This is a genomic window from Paenibacillus sp. 11B (assembly GCF_030487755.1).
Classification (GTDB): domain Bacteria; phylum Bacillota; class Bacilli; order Paenibacillales; family Paenibacillaceae; genus Paenibacillus; species Paenibacillus vandeheii.
Map to the genome: position 1 here is coordinate 310,975 of NZ_JAUKNS010000007.1, position 16,624 is coordinate 327,598.

Below are 16,624 nucleotides of genomic sequence, written 5' to 3' on the forward strand. Positions count from 1 at the left end.
TGGAGTGGGAAGCAGGAACTTGGGGACCCGGGCACGAAATGTAATGAGATGGGAGGGACAGGCTTATGACGGTAAAATCGAATCACGTAACGATTAAAGGCATCCGAGACGGCCTGGTTTTCCTGTTGGACGATCAATGTGAATTCGAGGAATTGCTCTACGAGCTCCGCTATAAGCTGGAACACAGCCATCAAAATATTTTGACCGGACCGATTGTTCATGTGGATATCAAACTGGGCAGCCGTGAAGTGACAGAGGACCAGAAAGAAGCAATTCTTGATATATTGAAACAAAAAGGGAATTTGCTCATTCGTTCCATCGACTCACCGGCCCTTAAACCAGAGGTTAAAGGGCCGCCGCCGATTGTGACCATGTGTGGTATGGTACGTTCTGGCCAGGTGCTTCATCATGATGGGAATCTACTGTTTCTTGGAGATATCAATCCGGGGGGCACAGTAACGTGTACCGGAGATATATATGTTTTGGGTTCACTCAGAGGCATGGCTCACGCTGGAATTGGTGGGGACGAAGACTCGATCATTGCCGCTTCGGTATTTGCACCGACGCAGCTGCGGATCGCTGACATCATCAGCCGTCCTCCCGATGAGTGGGAGAGCCGAGAGACCGGAATGGAATTTGCTTATTTACAGGACAATCAGATGCAGATCGACAAGATGAGCAATATCGTTCGGTTGCGCCGAGATTTTAATGTGTTTAAAGGAGTGTAGCTCATGGGAGAGGCGATCGTGATCACTTCGGGTAAAGGCGGCGTGGGTAAAACAACCACCTCGGCAAACATCGGGACAGCGCTGGCGCTGCTCGGCAAAAAGGTTTGTCTGGTAGATACCGATATCGGCCTTCGCAATCTGGATGTCGTGATGGGACTCGAAAACCGGATCATTTATGATCTGTGCGACGTTGCAGACGGCCGCTGCCGACTGAATCAGGCTTTGGTCAAAGATAAACGTTTCGAAGAATTGTATATGCTGCCTGCAGCACAAACGAGAGATAAGAACTCTGTGTCACCCGAACAGGTGAAGGACATTATCCTCGAATTGAAAAAAGATTTTGAATACGTCATTATTGATTGTCCAGCCGGAATTGAGCAAGGGTTCAAAAATGCGGTTGCAGGAGCGGACCAGGCGATTGTGGTCACTACACCAGAAAATGCAGCTGTCCGTGATGCGGACCGTGTCATTGGTTTGCTGGAGAGTTCACATATTCAATCACCAAAACTGGTCGTGAACCGTATCCGCAACAATATGGTCAAATCAGGCGACATGCTTGACATTGACGGCATTTTACAAGTACTTAATATTGATCTGATCGGGATCGTTCCTGATGATGAGCTTGTTATCAAGGCAGCTAACTCAGGAGAGCCTACAGTAATGAATCCGGATTCACTTGCGGCCATTGCCTATCGGAATATTGCCCGTCGTATTCTGGGGGATACCGTTCCCTTGATGCAATTGGAGCAGAAAAAGGGTGCCTTTTCACGTTTCAAAAAGTTTTTTGGAATGGGTTAACTCGTTCGTCCTTATCGCATTCTTGTATGACAGCCGCGGCCCTCAAGCCCGGCTTTTTGATTATTATGGGGCATTTTATTAAAGGTGTCTTGTATAGAACGGATATGTACTTCAAGTAAGGGCTCCACATTGTGGGGTTATTTTTGCTTCCAGCCGAAGCTTGTTCATATTATGAACGGGCCCCTCATAGGATGTAGTAAACAAGCCTCGGCGGGAGGATATTCCATGAATACGAAACTCAGAATCAAGCAGAGAAGAGAAGAGCGCATTCGGCGGCTGATGGATGGTGCGACGGAGGAAATTATGCAGCAGCGAGAATCGGGCCCGGTATCTGATAAGCGTACATCAGCGCAACGTAAGCCTCTCTCGGCTATGGATATACAAGAAAATCTAAGAACGGCAAGATCTTCACTGGCAGAACAGGAAAGAGATCCGGAATGGCTGTGGAAAAAAGAGAATGGGCATTTTGGTCCTGGCGGCCATCCACGCTTCAATCTGATGAAGTCTTTCATGGGACGAACGGTGGTTAGTATTTTATTATTTGGCGGCGTTTGGGGATTATTTCAGTTGAATACCGCGTGGACGACTCCTGCCAAAACCGTGATCGCTGATATGCTGCATCGTGATATGGACTTTGCGTATGCCGCTGCATGGTACGAACGTCACTTTGGCGGAACACCCTCATTCCTGCCTGTTCTTGGACATACTACTGATCCTGTGAACGGCTCGGGTATTCGACACCTTTTGGGCAAACCGATCTCTGGAACCGTTGTTCAGCCTTTTGCACTGAGCATGAAAGGTATTGAAATTGTTCCCGAACCTGCCGGCACTGGGCTAGTTCAGGTTGTCAGTTCAGATGCCGGACGAGTACTTCAAGTATTGGATGATCCGGAAAATGGAACTACGGTTGTAATCCAGCACTCTGGCCAAGTGACAGCCATATACGGACGCTTGAACGAAAGTGAAGTTCAGGTGAATGATTGGGTAGAAGCGGGTGACGCAGTCGGTAGCCTGAAGGAGACTGGAAATGATCAACCTGCCACATTGTATTTCGCTGTAAAAGAGGGAGAGGAGTACGTAGACCCTGCGGAAGTGGTTGCCCTTGATTAGGTTATGGGGGGTGCGTATCTCGTTTCACCCTTTTTTTGTGATCATCATGATGGCCTCCCTGTTAACCGGAAACTTTATTGAACTCATCACGCTTTTTGCCATCGTTTTTATTCATGAATGTGGACATGCTGCAGCGGCAGCCCTTCTGGGCTGCCGTGTCCTTTCGATACAGATGCTTCCTTTTGGCGGCGTTGCCGTTATTGAGGATGCCGGGAATATTACAGCTCGTCGGGAGATCATTATCGCGTTGGCAGGCCCATTTCAAAATATACTCATGGTTGGAGTCGTTTTATTATTGAAGTATGGAAACTTGGGAGACCCGGTTTTTTTGGATTATATTATACAAGGGAATCTGCTGATTGCCCTCTTTAACCTGTTACCCGTGTTGCCGCTCGATGGCGGTAAAATTGTACAGGCACTCGTTAGTATGGCTGCTCCCTACTATACGACATTGATGTGGACTTACAGGATCAGCATTCTGTGCAGCGCAGGGGTTATTTTGGTTGCCATGGGTCGCTGGTTTACTGGTGATTACGGGTTACCGTTAAATATTCTGTTGATCGGGATTTTTCTGTTCTATTCCAATGTGACTGATTACCGAAATATTCCATATCGATTTATCCGATTTCTGATGAATCGTGAGAGTGCATTCACCCGCCATGCAGCTGCAGGAAGTTTGGCGCAGCCGATAATCTCATTTCCGGCGAAACCTTTGGAGTCTATTTTGCGTCTATTTAAGAGAGAAAGATACCATATGATATATGTGATGAATAGACAGGGAAGAATCATGGCCGTTTTGCCTGAGCAGCGAATCATCGGTTCTTATTTCAAACAAGACACGGATAAGTTGTAGCATCTTGGTGGATCTGTCCTGAAATGGGTTAATACATGTACAATGAGTATGGCAAAGATACAGAATGGATGTGGATGAATTGAATAGTCTTCTAGAGGTGAAGCCATGAAACAAATGATTGTACATAATGAACATAACCTCATGCAAATGGCGCTTCTGGAAGAAGGCAAAGCTGTAGAGTTCATGGCAGAGCGTACACGCGAGCGTGGGCTGCTGGGTTCGTATTTCAAAGGACGGGTAGTGAACGTGTTACCAGGTATGCAAGCTGCTTTTGTGGATATCGGTCAGAAAAAGAATGCTTTTCTGTATGTGGACGATGTTTTGCATCCCAATCTGGAGAAACAACCGAAAGTGAAGCCTTCAATCGCGGAGCTGCTTCGTCCAGGTCAGGATGTAATCGTCCAGGTCCTGAAGGAGCCAGTAGGAAGCAAGGGAGCCCGGGTGACGACTCATTATTCGCTGCCGGGCCGCTGGCTTGTCTTCATGCCTTTGGCGGACTATGTAGCCGTCTCCAAAAAAATTGCCCGTGAGGGCGATCGATCCCGCCTTAAGACGCTCGGCGAACAACTGAGACGGGACGAAGAGGGGCTTATCATACGAACCGTATCCGCAGAGGAACAGAGGGAAGCCATTCAGGCCGACCTGGAAACATTACGTGAGCAGTGGCGTCTGATCCGTGAAAAAGCGAATAGCTTGCCTTCACCAAGCCTGCTGCATCGGGATCACAGTATGGTTCAGCGGATTATTCGAGATGTGTATACGCCTGGCAGCGATGAAGTCATTACAGATAATGAAGTACAAGCCAGGGAATTGAGTGCTTTGCTGGAGGAAATCTGTCCAGGCCATAAACCTAAAGTACAGGTGTACAGGGGAGAAGAATCGATTTTTGCCGCTTATCGTGTGCAGGAGCAGTTGAACAAGGATTTTGCCCGCAAGGTATGGCTGCCTGGAGGCGGGTATATTGTCATTGATCATACCGAGGCGCTCACTGTAATTGATGTTAATACAGGCAAGTACACGGGAGCGGGCGGTGACAGTCTGGAAGAGACCGTAACGGAGACGAATATGCAGGCAGCGGTTGAGATCGCCCGTTTAATGCGTCTTCGGGATATCGGCGGCATGATTATTGTGGATTTCATTGATATGGAGGAAGCGACGAATCGGCATGAAGTTGCGGCAACGCTGGAAAATGAACTCAAGAAGGATCGAACCAAGGCTTTTGTCATGGGGTGGACCAAGCTGGGGTTGCTCGAACTTACTCGTAAGAAGGTACGGGAAGAGAGTACGCTCCCTTATGTGGAGCCGTGTTCTTCCTGTCATGGGACAGGCAAAAGATATATTTCACCGTTGCATTGATTTTCAGTATAGTTGGTGGTATAATCTTCAGGTATGTGTTTAGCCTAACGGTCTTGCACATGCTGTAACCGCACTGGCCGGGTACAAGAACAGTTCCGCAAGGACACTGTCACCTGAGACCGGGCGAGTCTGAGACATGAGGAGGTGCAAGGCAAATGTACGCAATTATTGAAACTGGTGGCAAACAGTACAAAGTCCAAGAGGGCGATGTTCTGTTCATCGAAAAATTGACTGCGAACGATGGCGAAAGCGTAACGTTCGACCGTGTCCTGGCTGTATCTAACGATCAAGGTTTGACAGCAGGTACACCATTGATTTCCGGAGCAACTGTAACGGCTAAAGTGGAGAAACATGGCAAAGGACAAAAGGTTGTTGTATACAAATACAAACCTAAAAAGAACTACCATGTGAAGCAAGGTCACCGTCAACCGTATACTAAAGTAACTATCGAAGCAATCAAAGCGTAAGAAGGTGCGATAAGTGATTATCGTTCAAGTCTTTCGTAATGATGACGGGAGCATCGATCGTTTCTCCATCAAAGGGCATGCTAATTTTGCCAAGCGAGGAGAAGACATCGTATGTGCCGGGGTATCCGCTGTTACAGTGGGTACGGTGAACTCGATCGAAACACTGACTGGTGTCGAAATGGATGCTAAGATGAAGAATGGCTTTTTAAGCGCTTCTTTACCGGTGCTGGAGAAAGACGGAACCTGGTCCCAGGTACAATTGCTACTCGAATCCATGGTACTTATGCTCACTGATATTGCAGAGTCATACGGAAAGTATATTCAGATAGAGCAAGTCAAATAATTAAAGAAGGAGGACAACCAATCATGTTGAAATTAAATCTTCAGTTATTCGCATCGAAAAAAGGTGTAGGTTCCACGAAGAACGGTCGTGACAGTAACGCACAACGCCTTGGCGTTAAACGTGCTGACGGTCAAACAGTAACTGGTGGTAGCATTCTCGTTCGCCAACGCGGTACGAAAATTCACCCAGGTACTAACGTGGGTATCGGTAAAGATGACACTTTGTTTGCGAAAGTTGACGGCGTTGTGAAATTCGAACGTTGGGGACGCGATCGTAAAAAAGTAAGCATCTACCCTGTGAATGTTGCTCCAGTAGCAGCTGCAGTAGAAGCATAATATCGGCATTCCGCCTAAGGAGCCTTCGGCATTTTTGCCGGAGGCTTTTTGTATTTTTAGGTTATTCGATAATGAACTGGCAGAAAAGACATGTTATACTTGTGTACGGTGGGGATTAAACCAACCGAGTTTTGTAGAACGGGGAGAAGCCATGAAATCTTGGAAAAGAGTGCCGTGGATTGCGGCATGTTCACTTCTGATTCCTTTGGTTTTCGTTATGCTGTATCCAGTGGTTATTTCAATGGCTGTGTACGCATTGTGGTCCGTCGCGGTGCTTTTTGTTTCTGTGAACGTGATGAAAAGACAGGCAGAGGCGGAACGCAGAACCATCATACAATCTATGGAAAAGACAGCAATTGCATCATTAAATCATCATAGGCATGATTGGATGAACGATCTTCAGGTGTTATATGGATATCTTCGGCTGGGCAAACTTGATAAATCAGTGCAATGTGTGGAAAGAATAGTAGAGCGGGTTAACGAAGAAAGCCGAATCTCCAGATTGGGTATTCCTTCACTCGTTTTTTATCTTCAATCTTTCCGGACCAGTGGAGTCGCTCTGGAATTGCATGTGGTAGTAGAGGAAGAGTTACAGCTTAGTGCTCTGGTCTCTCCCGAGGATGGCGAGTCACTTACGGGGGCGATTGCCGATGCGATTCGTGCCTATCAATATGGCGGCGGCCGGTCGTCTTGGGGAGAGGTTCGCAAACTGACCTTGAACTTCGGACAGGACCATGGAGATGTGGTTGTTCGGCTGGATGGGGATCAAACACCCGATCCGGAAACACTGCGGCAGCTCAATGCCGTACTCAAAGGAAAAAAAGTCAGAACGGAGCAGCTTCCGTCTGAGGATACGTTTATACAATTCAGAATGCCTTGCGGAATATAGGAAGAAGGGGTTAACCAATGTTTGTAGATAAAGCTAAGATTTATGTGAAAGCCGGAGACGGAGGGGACGGAATTGTTTCGTTTCGTCGTGAGAAGTATGTACCGAACGGCGGACCTGCCGGGGGCGATGGAGGCAGAGGAGCTGACATCATTTTCCGTGTGGATGAAGGTCTGCGTACGTTGATGGATTTCCGTTACCAACGTCACTTCAAGGCCCCTCGCGGTGAGAAGGGACGTAATAAAAGTCAGCATGGCGCGAACGCTGAGAACATGATTGTACGTATTCCACCAGGGACTGTGATTTTGGATGAAGACAGTGGAGAAGTACTGGCTGATTTGACACGTCATGGTCAACAGGTTGTTGTTGCTCGTGGTGGACGAGGCGGACGGGGAAATATCCGTTTTGCCACGCCTAACAATCCAGCGCCAGAACTGGCCGAAAATGGTGAAGAGGGCGAAGAGCGGTACATCGTACTTGAGCTTAAGGTCATGGCAGATGTCGGTTTAGTTGGTTTCCCGAGTGTTGGTAAATCCACGCTGTTGTCTGTTGTATCGGCAGCCAAGCCAAAGATTGGAGCCTATCATTTTACAACGATTACACCTAACCTGGGTGTTGTTGGTGTGGGAGAAGGCCGCAGCTTTGTTATGGCCGACTTGCCGGGTCTGATTGAAGGTGCTCATGAAGGTATTGGACTTGGACATGAGTTCTTGCGTCACGTTGAACGGACGCGTATCATCGTTCATGTCGTTGATATGTCTGGTTCCGAAGGACGTGATCCGTTCGAAGACTGGCAGAAAATCAACGAGGAACTGAAATTGTACAATCCTGTTCTCGCCGAAAGACCACAGGTTGTAGCAGCGAATAAAATGGACATGCCAGACTCCGAAGCTAATCTTGAAGAATTCTTGCAGAAGGCTCGTGAGGTTCAACCGGATATTGAAGTTATGCCTATTTCATCCCTGACACGGAAAGGCATTCAAGAGCTCTTGTATCGTGCCGCTGATCTGCTGGATCAAATTCCGGACGAGCCAGTGGTTGAAGAAGTGGCAGACTTATCCGAACGTAAAGTGTACAGCTTGGACAAGAAAGAGGACGATGGCTTCCGTATTGTACGGGAGAACGAAATCTTCGTTGTCGAAAGTGCCAAGATTGAACGTATGATGAAACGGATGCAGTTGAATTCCCATGAAGCCATTCTCAAACTGGCGCGTACATTGCGGTATATGGGTGTGGATGCGGAACTGCGTAAACGCGGAGCTGAAGAAGGCACCATTGTACGCATTGGCGAATTTGAGTTCGAATTTGTGGAAGGCAGCAGCTACTACTAAGGCAGTTGGCCGCTATGTACAAATAAAGGCTAGAACATACGCAGAGAAGTGGGAGATGACCCGCTGCTCTGCGTTTTTTTATTTTTTCTTACCTGCACGCAGGATAAACTTGTATACTGTTAGGAACAGTTTTTCAAAAATAGACATGTAACGTATTGCCCTTTTGGAATAGATCCTTTATAATGTCCACTATATGAATACATGAGTCTTTGAGGAGAGGACGTTCTGTGAACGAACGCTATTACTTAGTACGGGAAGACATTTTGCCAGAGGCTGTAGTGAAGACCATGCAGGTTAAAGAACTGCTGGCTTCCGGAGATGTCAAAACAGTTCATGAGGCGGTTGAGCAGGTTGGATTAAGCCGAAGTGCTTTTTATAAGTACAAGGATGGCATCCATTTGATCAACCAGCTTGAACGGGAGAGAATTGTAACGATCTCCATTGATTTGGAGCATCAGTCAGGAATACTGTCTCGTGTGCTCGGACATGTAGCTGGTTATGGAGCCAACGTGTTAACCATTAATCAAAGTATCCCGCTCCAGGGAAGAGCCAACGTTGTCATTTCGGTGGAGACATCGCATCTCCATGGGGAAATCGGAGAAATGCTCGATCGGATGCAGGATATGCCCGGGGTTCGACGCACGCGCATTGTAGGCCAAGGTTAAATAGACGTTATCTTAAAACGTTTAGGTATAAGTTGTATGGATGGTTGAATCGTACAGGGGTGAAGGAGAAAAAGACAATGGGGGTAGAGCGTTGGTGAAACCGGTAAAAGTGGGATTGTTGGGTCTGGGTACGGTGGGTACTGGGGTCGTTCGCATCGTGGAAGGGAATCAGGAGGATCTGAGCAGTCAGGTTGGATCACCGATTGTCATAGAGAAAATTGCAGTGAAGAATACGGAGAAAGATCGTGTCATTGCTGTAGATCGTGCGAAGCTCACGGTAGATCCCTGGGAAGTCATTCGTCACCCGGATATTGATGTTATCGTGGAAGTGATGGGCGGCATTGATCAGACCAAAGAGTATATTCTTGAAGCGCTGGAGCGGGGCAAACATATCGTTACGGCAAATAAAGATCTGATGGCTCTGCACGGTTCCGAGATTTTGGCCAAGGCACAGGAAAAGCAATGTGATGTCTTCTATGAAGCGAGTGTGGCAGGGGGCATTCCGATCATCCGCACGCTGATTGAAGGCTTCTCATCCGACCGGATTACCCGCATTATGGGGATTGTGAACGGAACAACGAACTTTATTTTGACTAAAATGAGCCAGGAAGGCGCCTCGTATGAAGAGGTTCTGGCAGAGGCTCAAGCACTCGGATATGCAGAAACCGATCCAACATCGGACGTCGAAGGACTCGATGCAGCTCGCAAAATGGCGATTCTGGGTACGCTGGGCTTCCGCACCAATGTCGAACTGAAAGACGTGACCGTTAAGGGGATTACATCCGTAACCCGTGAAGATATTACGTATGCCAAAAGACTCGGCTACGAGATGAAGCTGCTGGGTATCGCAGATCGTCGGGATGATGAGATCACGATTAGTGTTCAGCCGACGATGGTAAGACAGAATCATCCGATTGCTTCCGTCAATGGGGTGTTCAACGCTGTGTATGTTCATGGTGAAGCTGTAGGTGAGACCATGTTCTACGGTGCGGGTGCCGGTGAGCTCCCGACAGCTACTTCTGTAGTGGCGGATATCGTGGCTGTGATCAAAAACCTCAAGCTGGGCGTGAATGGTCTCAAAGCGATTGTGCCTTATAAACAGAAACGCTTGCAAAGTGACGAGCATATTATGTCGAAAAATTTCATTTTGCTGCATGTGGATGACAAGGCAGGGGTACTGGCGCAAATTACTCAAATCTTCGCTGAATACGAAGTCAGCCTGGCTTCAGTTGTACAACAGCCAAACGAGCATAACCCGGATGCTGAGATCATTATCGTTACGCATAACGCTAGCAAGGCGAGCATGGATAAAGTATTGAAACACTTTGAGTCCCTTGCCGTCATTCGTCGCATTAAGAGTGTGTATCGGGTAGAAGGATAATTCGTTCCCAAATTACGGTTTGAATTTTCAAGTTGAAGTCCAGGTTTTAAGGTACACGATTAACCATATAGATGTATGCAATCATATTCGATTTAATAATTGACAAAGGAGTTTACCCACAATGAGATATCAAGGATTACTGCAAACATACAGAGAGCACCTGCCGGTTAATGAAAATACACCCCTGCTTACGCTTCACGAAGGCAACACACCCCTGGTTCATGCCGAGAATCTGTCCGAGGAACTTGGATTGAATTTATATTTCAAATATGAAGGTCTGAATCCAACAGGTTCATTTAAAGACCGCGGAATGGTTATGGCTGTCGCTAAAGCAATGGAAGAAGGCAGCCGCACGATTATGTGCGCATCGACAGGCAACACTTCAGCGGCAGCAGCAGCCTATGCGGCTCGTGCGGGTCTAAATTGTATCGTATTGATTCCGAATAACAACATTGCGCTGGGTAAACTGGCTCAAGCCATGATTTATGGAGCCAAGGTGATTGCGATCAATGGCAACTTTGACCGTGCATTGGAAATTGTACGTGAGATTACGGCCAAACATCCAATTACGCTCGTGAACTCCGTGAATCCGTTCCGGATTGAAGGTCAGAAAACGGCTGCATTTGAAGTTATTGAGCAGCTGGGTCAGGCACCTGATGTACTCGCAATTCCGGTGGGGAACGCAGGAAATATCTCTGCCTACTGGAAAGGGTTCAAGGAGTACAAAGAAGCAGGCAAATCGAATTCCCTGCCTCGTATGGTCGGTTTTGAAGCGGAAGGCGCCATGGCGATTGTCAAAGGTGAACCGATCCTTGAGCCTGAAACCGTAGCAACAGCTATTCGAATTGGTAATCCGGCAAGTTGGAAAACCGCTGTAGCTGCAGCTGAAGAGTCTGGCGGACAGATTAACTATGTTACTGATGAAGAAATTCTGACAGCCTATCGTACGATCGCTGCTCGTGAAGGGATTTTTGCTGAACCTGCGTCCGCTGCTTCTGTTGCCGGTGTATACAAACTGAAGAGTGAAGGGTACTTTAAAGGCGGAGAGACTGTGGTGTGCGTACTGACAGGACATGGCCTCAAAGATCCTAATATCGCCATCAAAACGGTAGCGACTGAGCCGCTTGTTGTAGACGATTCCGAAGAAGCGGTTATGGCGGCAATTGCGCAACTGGAGCAACAATCCGTATGAGCTTGAAGCCAAGGGTAATCGTTAAGGTACCTGCAAGTACAGCCAATCTGGGTCCAGGGTTTGATACCCTGGGCATGGCATTGTCTCTGTATGCCTGGCTTGAGATGAAACCGGCTGAGCAGACGACATTCCATTTACATGGGGATCATCTGACGGGTCTTCCAACAGATAAATCCAATTTGATATATGAAGTTGCACAGATGGTCTTCAACGAAGCCGGGGTCTCCGTGCCGGAGTTGGAGATTTCCATGTATTCCGATATTCCGCTTGCTCGGGGACTGGGAAGCAGTGCATCGACCATCGTAGCTGCATTGGCTGCTGCTAATGCATTAATTGGCACTCCATTATCTGATGCCAAGCTTCTTAACATGGCTACGTCGCTGGAGAAACATCCGGATAATGTAGGTGCTTCACTATATGGAGGTATCATTACAGCAGCGTGGGATGGCAGTCGGGTAGACCACATTCGCATTGAGCCGCATCAGGATTTGCAAACTTTGGTCATCGTGCCGGACTTCGAGTTGTCCACTTCAAAAGCCAGAAATGTCATTCCGCAGCAGTTCGACAAATCGGATGTCATTCACAATATAAGCAGATCATCCTTGCTTGTTGCTGCCTTGGCCAGTGGAAGATTGGACATGATTCAAAAGGCGATGTCGGATCGGATTCATCAACCTTACCGGGCATCCTTGGTACCCGGCATGGCTGATATCCTGGAGAACGCGGTTAGTCATGGCGCGCTTGGAGCCGCTTTGAGTGGAGCCGGACCTACCGTGTTGACGATGGTAGATCGTCATGATAACCGTAAGCATGAGCTGGAGCAATATTTAATAGACACGATGAGCCGTGAAGGCATCACTGCATCGGCATTGTGGTTAGATCCGGACCTGGAGGGTGTTACCATGCTGCCTGATCAAGATGAAAGTCCTTTTATGGACAGAGTTAAAGGGGAAGTTAACGCATGAAACGAATTGCAGTATTACCTGAAGGTTCCGTTTCTCATGAAGCAGTAGATTTTCTGTTTAACGGGGAGCCTTTGGAATTGCTTCATTCCAAGCTGATTTCTGATGTTTTCCGTGCTACGGATAGTGGAGAGTCCCAGTACAGCGTCATACCCATTGAAAACACGATTGAAGGCTCCGTTAGCTTGCATATGGACTGGCTGGTTAACGAAGTGGACATTCCGATGCAGGCAGAATGGGTGTATCCATCCATACAAAATGTGATTGGGCATGGCTCCGAGTTCAGGACAGCGAGTGGCGAATATGATTTCGGGAAAATTACGAAGATTATGTCCCATCCCGTAGCGATTCCGCAATGCCAGAATTTTATTCGCCTGCATTCACCTGGAGCAGATCTTGAGGGTGTGAACAGTACAGCAGAAGCTGTAGAAATTGTGAAAAAAAATCCTGGCAAAGGCTGGGTTGCGATCGGCACAAGGCTTGCTGCACAGAAGCATGGTTTGGACATTATGGCTGAACGGGTTACCGACCATGACAACAACTATACTCGTTTTGTGCTGATAGGTCACGAGCCAGTACAGATACCACGAGAGCCTGATCATGTGAAAACCAGTTTGCTGGTTACATTACCTGAAGATGCGCCGGGTGCATTGCATCAGGTGCTGTCGGCTTTTGCCTGGCGAAAACTGAACCTGACCCGATTGGAGTCACGTCCAACGAAGAAAAGGTTGGGTAGTTATTACTTTTACATTGATGTTGAGGAAAGTGCAGATTCCGTATTGCTTACCGCAGCGATGGCTGAGATTGAGGCATTGAATTGTCAGGTGCGCGTTCTTGGCAGCTATCCGTGTTATACATATCCTTCGTTAAAAACGACCTGAATCAGGGCGAACATTGTTGAGGATTGTCATATGACTGGGTAAAATGAGCAAGAAATAGCTTGTCATTTGTTGTACAATGAACGAGATAAATCTAGTTTCGGAATCAAGGAATGGAAAATTTTATGGAGGTGCAGTCATCGGTGTCAGAACAATGGATTTATTTGGATGGTCAATATGTGACCAAAGAGAACGCAACCGTTTCGGTATATGATCATGGGTTTTTGTATGGAGACGGTATTTTCGAAGGTATTCGGATTTATAACGGTAACATTTTCAGATGCAAAGCGCATTTGGATCGTTTGTACGATTCGGCTAAATCCATCAGTCTGAACATTCCACTGTCTTATGATGAGATGCTGGAAGTGATGGCTGAAACGGTACGTCGTAATGATATGCGTAACGGTTATATTCGTCTGATCGTTTCGCGTGGACCTGGTAATCTGGGTCTTGATCCGCTCCGCTGCCCTAAAGCATCCGTTATCATCATTGTAGAGCAACTGGCGATCTATCCGGAGGAAGCGTATCTTACCGGGCTGAAAGCCGTGTCTGTATCCCAGCGCCGCAACATCCCGGATGCCCTTAATCCAAAAATTAAATCATTGAACTATCTGAATAACATCCTTGTTAAAATTCAATCCACCTATGCAGGTGCTGGTGAAGCGATTATGCTGAATTCCCAAGGATATGTTACGGAAGGCTCCAGTGATAACATCTTTATTATTAAAAATGGTGTGGTCTATACGCCACCTTGTTATCTTGGGGCACTCGAAGGAATTACACGTCAGGCCATTATCGATCTGTGCGGTGAGTTGGACCTTGAATTAAAAGAAGTGCCATTTACACTGCATGATGTGTACATTGCCGACGAAGTCTTTTTCACTGGAACAGCTGCAGAAGTTATTGCTGCTTATGAAGTAGACGGCAGAACGATTGGAACGGGTGTCGCAGGTCCTGTAACCTTGAGGTTGCTGGAAGCGTTCCGTCAAATTGTCGACAAAGACGGTTACAAAGTTTGGGAAGATTAATGGCACGACCTGAATAGGGGAGCAAGAAATCCTTCATGTCTCAGAAATTCAGCATACCCGGAGTATGTGGTTTTTGGGGCAGGAAGGATTTTTTTTGTTTAGTTGATGTCATTAGCCTAATTTCTGCATAGGATGTAGTAACGGTATGGGCGAATGCACTGCCCAAGTATCACGTCTAGGAGGTTAGTTCCAAGTGAAAATACACATGGTGAAAAAAGGCGACACATTATATCTGCTGTCCCAAAAATATAATGTAGCGTTGGACAAAATTATCGCAGCTAATCCGCAAATTGCAGATCCCGACAAGTTGGAGATCGGCATGAAGGTCAAAATTCCGGCGGAGCCTGTAACACCAAAGCCAGAAGGCATGTTGCACAGTCATAAAGTTCAGCAAGGCGATTCATTGTGGAAGTTGTCACAGGCATGGGGAATTCCGTTGAAAGACATGATCAATGCCAATCCGCAATTGAAAAATCCAAATGCTCTACTTGTAGGGGAAACCGTGTACATCCCAGCAGGCAATGCAGGGGGAAATGCAGCTTCAGAGAACAATGCATCATCCAATGTTGCTAATGAGAAGCTGTCACCAGAAGGGAAAGAATACACGGGAGTTAAAGAAGAAACGGCTCCGGTTGTACCAGTAGCCCCAGCCCCTGAACCAGCACCTGTACCGGAAGTCTCCAATTCGGTTCCAGCTCCGGTACCTGCAAATCCAGTCATACCTAATATCAAGCCAGAAGTGGAAGTTCTTCCACAATTACCTGAAATTCCTGAAGAGAAGCCGCAGAAGGAAGTTCACAAAAAAGAAAATACTAAATCCGAAGTGCAGTTAAAACCAATAACTGAAGCGCCGACGTATACGATGCCTAATATTTCACCTGAAGTCATGCCTTTACCAGAAATACCTAACAACAACATGAAATGGCCTACAGAAGTGGCGCCTGCTACCAAAGCTCCGTGTGGTTGCGGCAGTAAAATGCTTCATGCTCCTGCCGAGCATCCGTATGCTCAAGTTCCTGTACCAGCACAAGAGGTTTACACTGCTCCACAAAACATGTACACGGCCGGGGCGTATGACAATAATACTTTCCCGGGTATACCAGAAGTGAGTCCGTACTCCATGGGGAATACATCGAACACGCCTTGGACCGGCACAGAGTATAATCATAACAACGTTATGCCAAACGTATCTGCTGAAATGCTAAACAATTCATATCCGATCGCTCCAGCAGGTCAGGTGAACAGCCCATTTCCTCCATTTGCAGCCAATGATCATATGAACCACCAACCACCGCACATTTCTCCTTACTCTATGCTTCCGTACCCGCCATGTGGATGTGGCAACCATCATATGCCCAACCATCATATGCCCAACCATCATATGCCCAACCATCATATGCCCAACCATCATATGCCCAACCATCATATGCCCAACCATCATATGCCCAATCATCAATACCCATATCCCTCACATAACTATCAGAACTCAGGATGGGGCACATACAATCCATACGGGATGCAACCCGAAATGACTACATCCATGATGCCAAATCAGCCAATCGAGTATGCGTATCAAAACCCATATCCTACTCAGAACATGGTGCCATCGTCTCCGCTTGGTGCATTTGGTGAAATGTATCCTCCACAAGGCAAGGGGGAAGGCAAAAAGGGCGGACGTGACGAGGCAAGTCTAAGCCAGTCGGCTACAGAGAATGAGGCTGAGTTTAATATTGAAGCGAAGCCAAAACAAGCAGCCAAAACAGGAACCGCAAAGGGCAGAACAGCCAGACCTGCTGCAAAAGCCAAATCCAAAGTATCTGTGTCCGGGAAAACATCAAGAGAGCGAACCGGAACATCCACTAAACGCAGCTCAGACAAAAAGCGTAGAAATCCATGGATACAACAATAACATTGTAGAGTAAGTGAAAAGCATTAAGCTTCAAAAGGCCGACTGTCAGAAGAGTTGGCCTTTTGGGTATTGTATTGAAATAGGAGAATACAAGAGCATAATGGTAATGTCTCGTCTGCTAGGACTCTTAGTAGATCTCAAGAAAGCCATATTATGTGATGTTATGAATAAGGAGATAGTGCTTCAAATCAAAATAGGTTTAGCAGGGAAGACGGGGATTTAGAATCTATTAAATGTTTTTCGAAAAAACTATTGCATTGGTTTCGTCAGTGTGATATATTATTTAAGTCGCCGCTGAAACACAGTGTTGACAGGGTGAAGAGTAACAAACAAGTTTGATCTTTGAAAACTGAACAACGAGTGAGTAACGATCTTGCTTGCAAGATCGACGCTGAGAAATCA

General features: G+C 47.0%; 17 protein-coding genes and 1 other annotated feature. All 17 genes read left to right on the plus strand.

The window, feature by feature from the left end:
* The first annotated feature begins 65 nt into the window (after nt 1–65).
* The 17 genes from minC to Q0V21_RS27250 all read left to right on the plus strand — a co-directional run bounded on the left by minC (nt 66) and on the right by Q0V21_RS27250 (nt 16,222).
* Nucleotides 66–728, plus strand: coding sequence for a septum site-determining protein MinC (gene minC, locus Q0V21_RS27170; RefSeq protein ID WP_024633966.1), 663 nt, complete (start codon nt 66–68; stop codon nt 726–728).
* Nucleotides 729–731: 3 nt separating this feature from the next.
* The gene (minD, locus tag Q0V21_RS27175; protein WP_024633965.1) at nt 732–1,526 is read left to right on the plus strand and encodes a septum site-determining protein MinD; all 795 of its coding nucleotides are present in this window, start codon (nt 732–734) and stop codon (nt 1,524–1,526) included.
* 225 nt (nt 1,527–1,751) lie between these two features.
* A complete protein-coding gene (locus tag Q0V21_RS27180; protein WP_301881460.1) occupies nt 1,752–2,636 on the plus strand; it encodes a M23 family metallopeptidase in 885 nt (294 codons plus the stop codon).
* Nucleotides 2,629–3,489: a M50 family metallopeptidase gene (locus tag Q0V21_RS27185; protein WP_301881461.1), complete on the plus strand. Its 861-nt coding sequence runs from the start codon at nt 2,629–2,631 to the stop codon at nt 3,487–3,489. The genes Q0V21_RS27180 and Q0V21_RS27185 overlap by 8 nt, the downstream gene beginning before the upstream one ends.
* 105 nt (nt 3,490–3,594) lie before the next feature.
* Nucleotides 3,595–4,845 (plus strand): Rne/Rng family ribonuclease, encoded by a 1,251-nt coding sequence (locus Q0V21_RS27190; protein ID WP_079347326.1) that lies wholly within the window; start codon nt 3,595–3,597, stop codon nt 4,843–4,845.
* 56 nt (nt 4,846–4,901) lie between these two features.
* Nucleotides 4,902–4,986, plus strand: a sequence feature (ribosomal protein L21 leader region).
* Between the two features lie 14 nt (nt 4,987–5,000).
* The gene (gene rplU / locus Q0V21_RS27195) at nt 5,001–5,312 is read left to right on the plus strand and encodes a 50S ribosomal protein L21 (RefSeq protein WP_024633961.1); all 312 of its coding nucleotides are present in this window, start codon (nt 5,001–5,003) and stop codon (nt 5,310–5,312) included.
* 13 nt (nt 5,313–5,325) lie between these two features.
* Nucleotides 5,326–5,655: a ribosomal-processing cysteine protease Prp gene (locus Q0V21_RS27200; RefSeq protein ID WP_079347324.1), complete on the plus strand. Its 330-nt coding sequence runs from the start codon at nt 5,326–5,328 to the stop codon at nt 5,653–5,655.
* A gap of 23 nt (nt 5,656–5,678) precedes the next feature.
* On the plus strand, nt 5,679–5,990 hold the full coding sequence (gene rpmA, locus Q0V21_RS27205) for a 50S ribosomal protein L27 (protein WP_024633959.1): 312 nt from the start codon (nt 5,679–5,681) through the stop codon (nt 5,988–5,990).
* Nucleotides 5,991–6,141: 151 nt separating this feature from the next.
* Nucleotides 6,142–6,879: a Spo0B domain-containing protein gene (locus Q0V21_RS27210; RefSeq protein WP_024633958.1), complete on the plus strand. Its 738-nt coding sequence runs from the start codon at nt 6,142–6,144 to the stop codon at nt 6,877–6,879.
* A gap of 17 nt (nt 6,880–6,896) precedes the next feature.
* Complete coding sequence (obgE, locus tag Q0V21_RS27215) at nt 6,897–8,207, plus strand: GTPase ObgE (RefSeq protein ID WP_024633957.1); 1,311 nt, start codon at nt 6,897–6,899, stop codon at nt 8,205–8,207.
* 227 nt (nt 8,208–8,434) lie between these two features.
* Complete coding sequence (locus Q0V21_RS27220) at nt 8,435–8,872, plus strand: ACT domain-containing protein (RefSeq protein WP_024633956.1); 438 nt, start codon at nt 8,435–8,437, stop codon at nt 8,870–8,872.
* Nucleotides 8,873–8,966: 94 nt separating this feature from the next.
* Entirely contained in the window at nt 8,967–10,253 is a 1,287-nt protein-coding gene (locus Q0V21_RS27225) for a homoserine dehydrogenase (protein WP_024633955.1), read from the plus strand.
* A 121-nt stretch (nt 10,254–10,374) separates the two neighbouring features.
* Nucleotides 10,375–11,445, plus strand: a complete 1,071-nt coding sequence (thrC, locus tag Q0V21_RS27230) for a threonine synthase (RefSeq protein ID WP_079347320.1) — start codon at nt 10,375–10,377, stop codon at nt 11,443–11,445.
* Nucleotides 11,442–12,410: a homoserine kinase gene (thrB, locus tag Q0V21_RS27235; RefSeq protein ID WP_301881464.1), complete on the plus strand. Its 969-nt coding sequence runs from the start codon at nt 11,442–11,444 to the stop codon at nt 12,408–12,410. Before thrC ends, thrB begins: the two co-directional genes overlap by 4 nt.
* Nucleotides 12,407–13,288 (plus strand): prephenate dehydratase, encoded by an 882-nt coding sequence (pheA, locus tag Q0V21_RS27240; RefSeq protein ID WP_079347316.1) that lies wholly within the window; start codon nt 12,407–12,409, stop codon nt 13,286–13,288. Before thrB ends, pheA begins: the two co-directional genes overlap by 4 nt.
* 140 nt (nt 13,289–13,428) lie before the next feature.
* Entirely contained in the window at nt 13,429–14,313 is an 885-nt protein-coding gene (ilvE, locus tag Q0V21_RS27245; protein ID WP_024633951.1) for a branched-chain-amino-acid transaminase, read from the plus strand.
* A gap of 193 nt (nt 14,314–14,506) precedes the next feature.
* Nucleotides 14,507–16,222: a LysM peptidoglycan-binding domain-containing protein gene (locus Q0V21_RS27250; protein ID WP_301881465.1), complete on the plus strand. Its 1,716-nt coding sequence runs from the start codon at nt 14,507–14,509 to the stop codon at nt 16,220–16,222.
* The last annotated feature ends 402 nt before the right edge of the window (nt 16,223–16,624 follow it).

Coding starts and splice junctions, on each gene's coding strand:
- minC (WP_024633966.1), top strand. CDS start 66: ATGACGGTAAAATCGAATCACGTAACGATTAAAGGCATCCGAGACGGC.
- minD (WP_024633965.1), top strand. CDS start 732: ATGGGAGAGGCGATCGTGATCACTTCGGGTAAAGGCGGCGTGGGTAAA.
- Q0V21_RS27180 (WP_301881460.1), top strand. CDS start 1,752: ATGAATACGAAACTCAGAATCAAGCAGAGAAGAGAAGAGCGCATTCGG.
- Q0V21_RS27190 (WP_079347326.1), top strand. CDS start 3,595: ATGAAACAAATGATTGTACATAATGAACATAACCTCATGCAAATGGCG.
- rplU (WP_024633961.1), top strand. CDS start 5,001: ATGTACGCAATTATTGAAACTGGTGGCAAACAGTACAAAGTCCAAGAG.
- rpmA (WP_024633959.1), top strand. CDS start 5,679: ATGTTGAAATTAAATCTTCAGTTATTCGCATCGAAAAAAGGTGTAGGT.
- Q0V21_RS27210 (WP_024633958.1), top strand. CDS start 6,142: ATGAAATCTTGGAAAAGAGTGCCGTGGATTGCGGCATGTTCACTTCTG.
- obgE (WP_024633957.1), top strand. CDS start 6,897: ATGTTTGTAGATAAAGCTAAGATTTATGTGAAAGCCGGAGACGGAGGG.
- thrC (WP_079347320.1), top strand. CDS start 10,375: ATGAGATATCAAGGATTACTGCAAACATACAGAGAGCACCTGCCGGTT.
- thrB (WP_301881464.1), top strand. CDS start 11,442: ATGAGCTTGAAGCCAAGGGTAATCGTTAAGGTACCTGCAAGTACAGCC.
- pheA (WP_079347316.1), top strand. CDS start 12,407: ATGAAACGAATTGCAGTATTACCTGAAGGTTCCGTTTCTCATGAAGCA.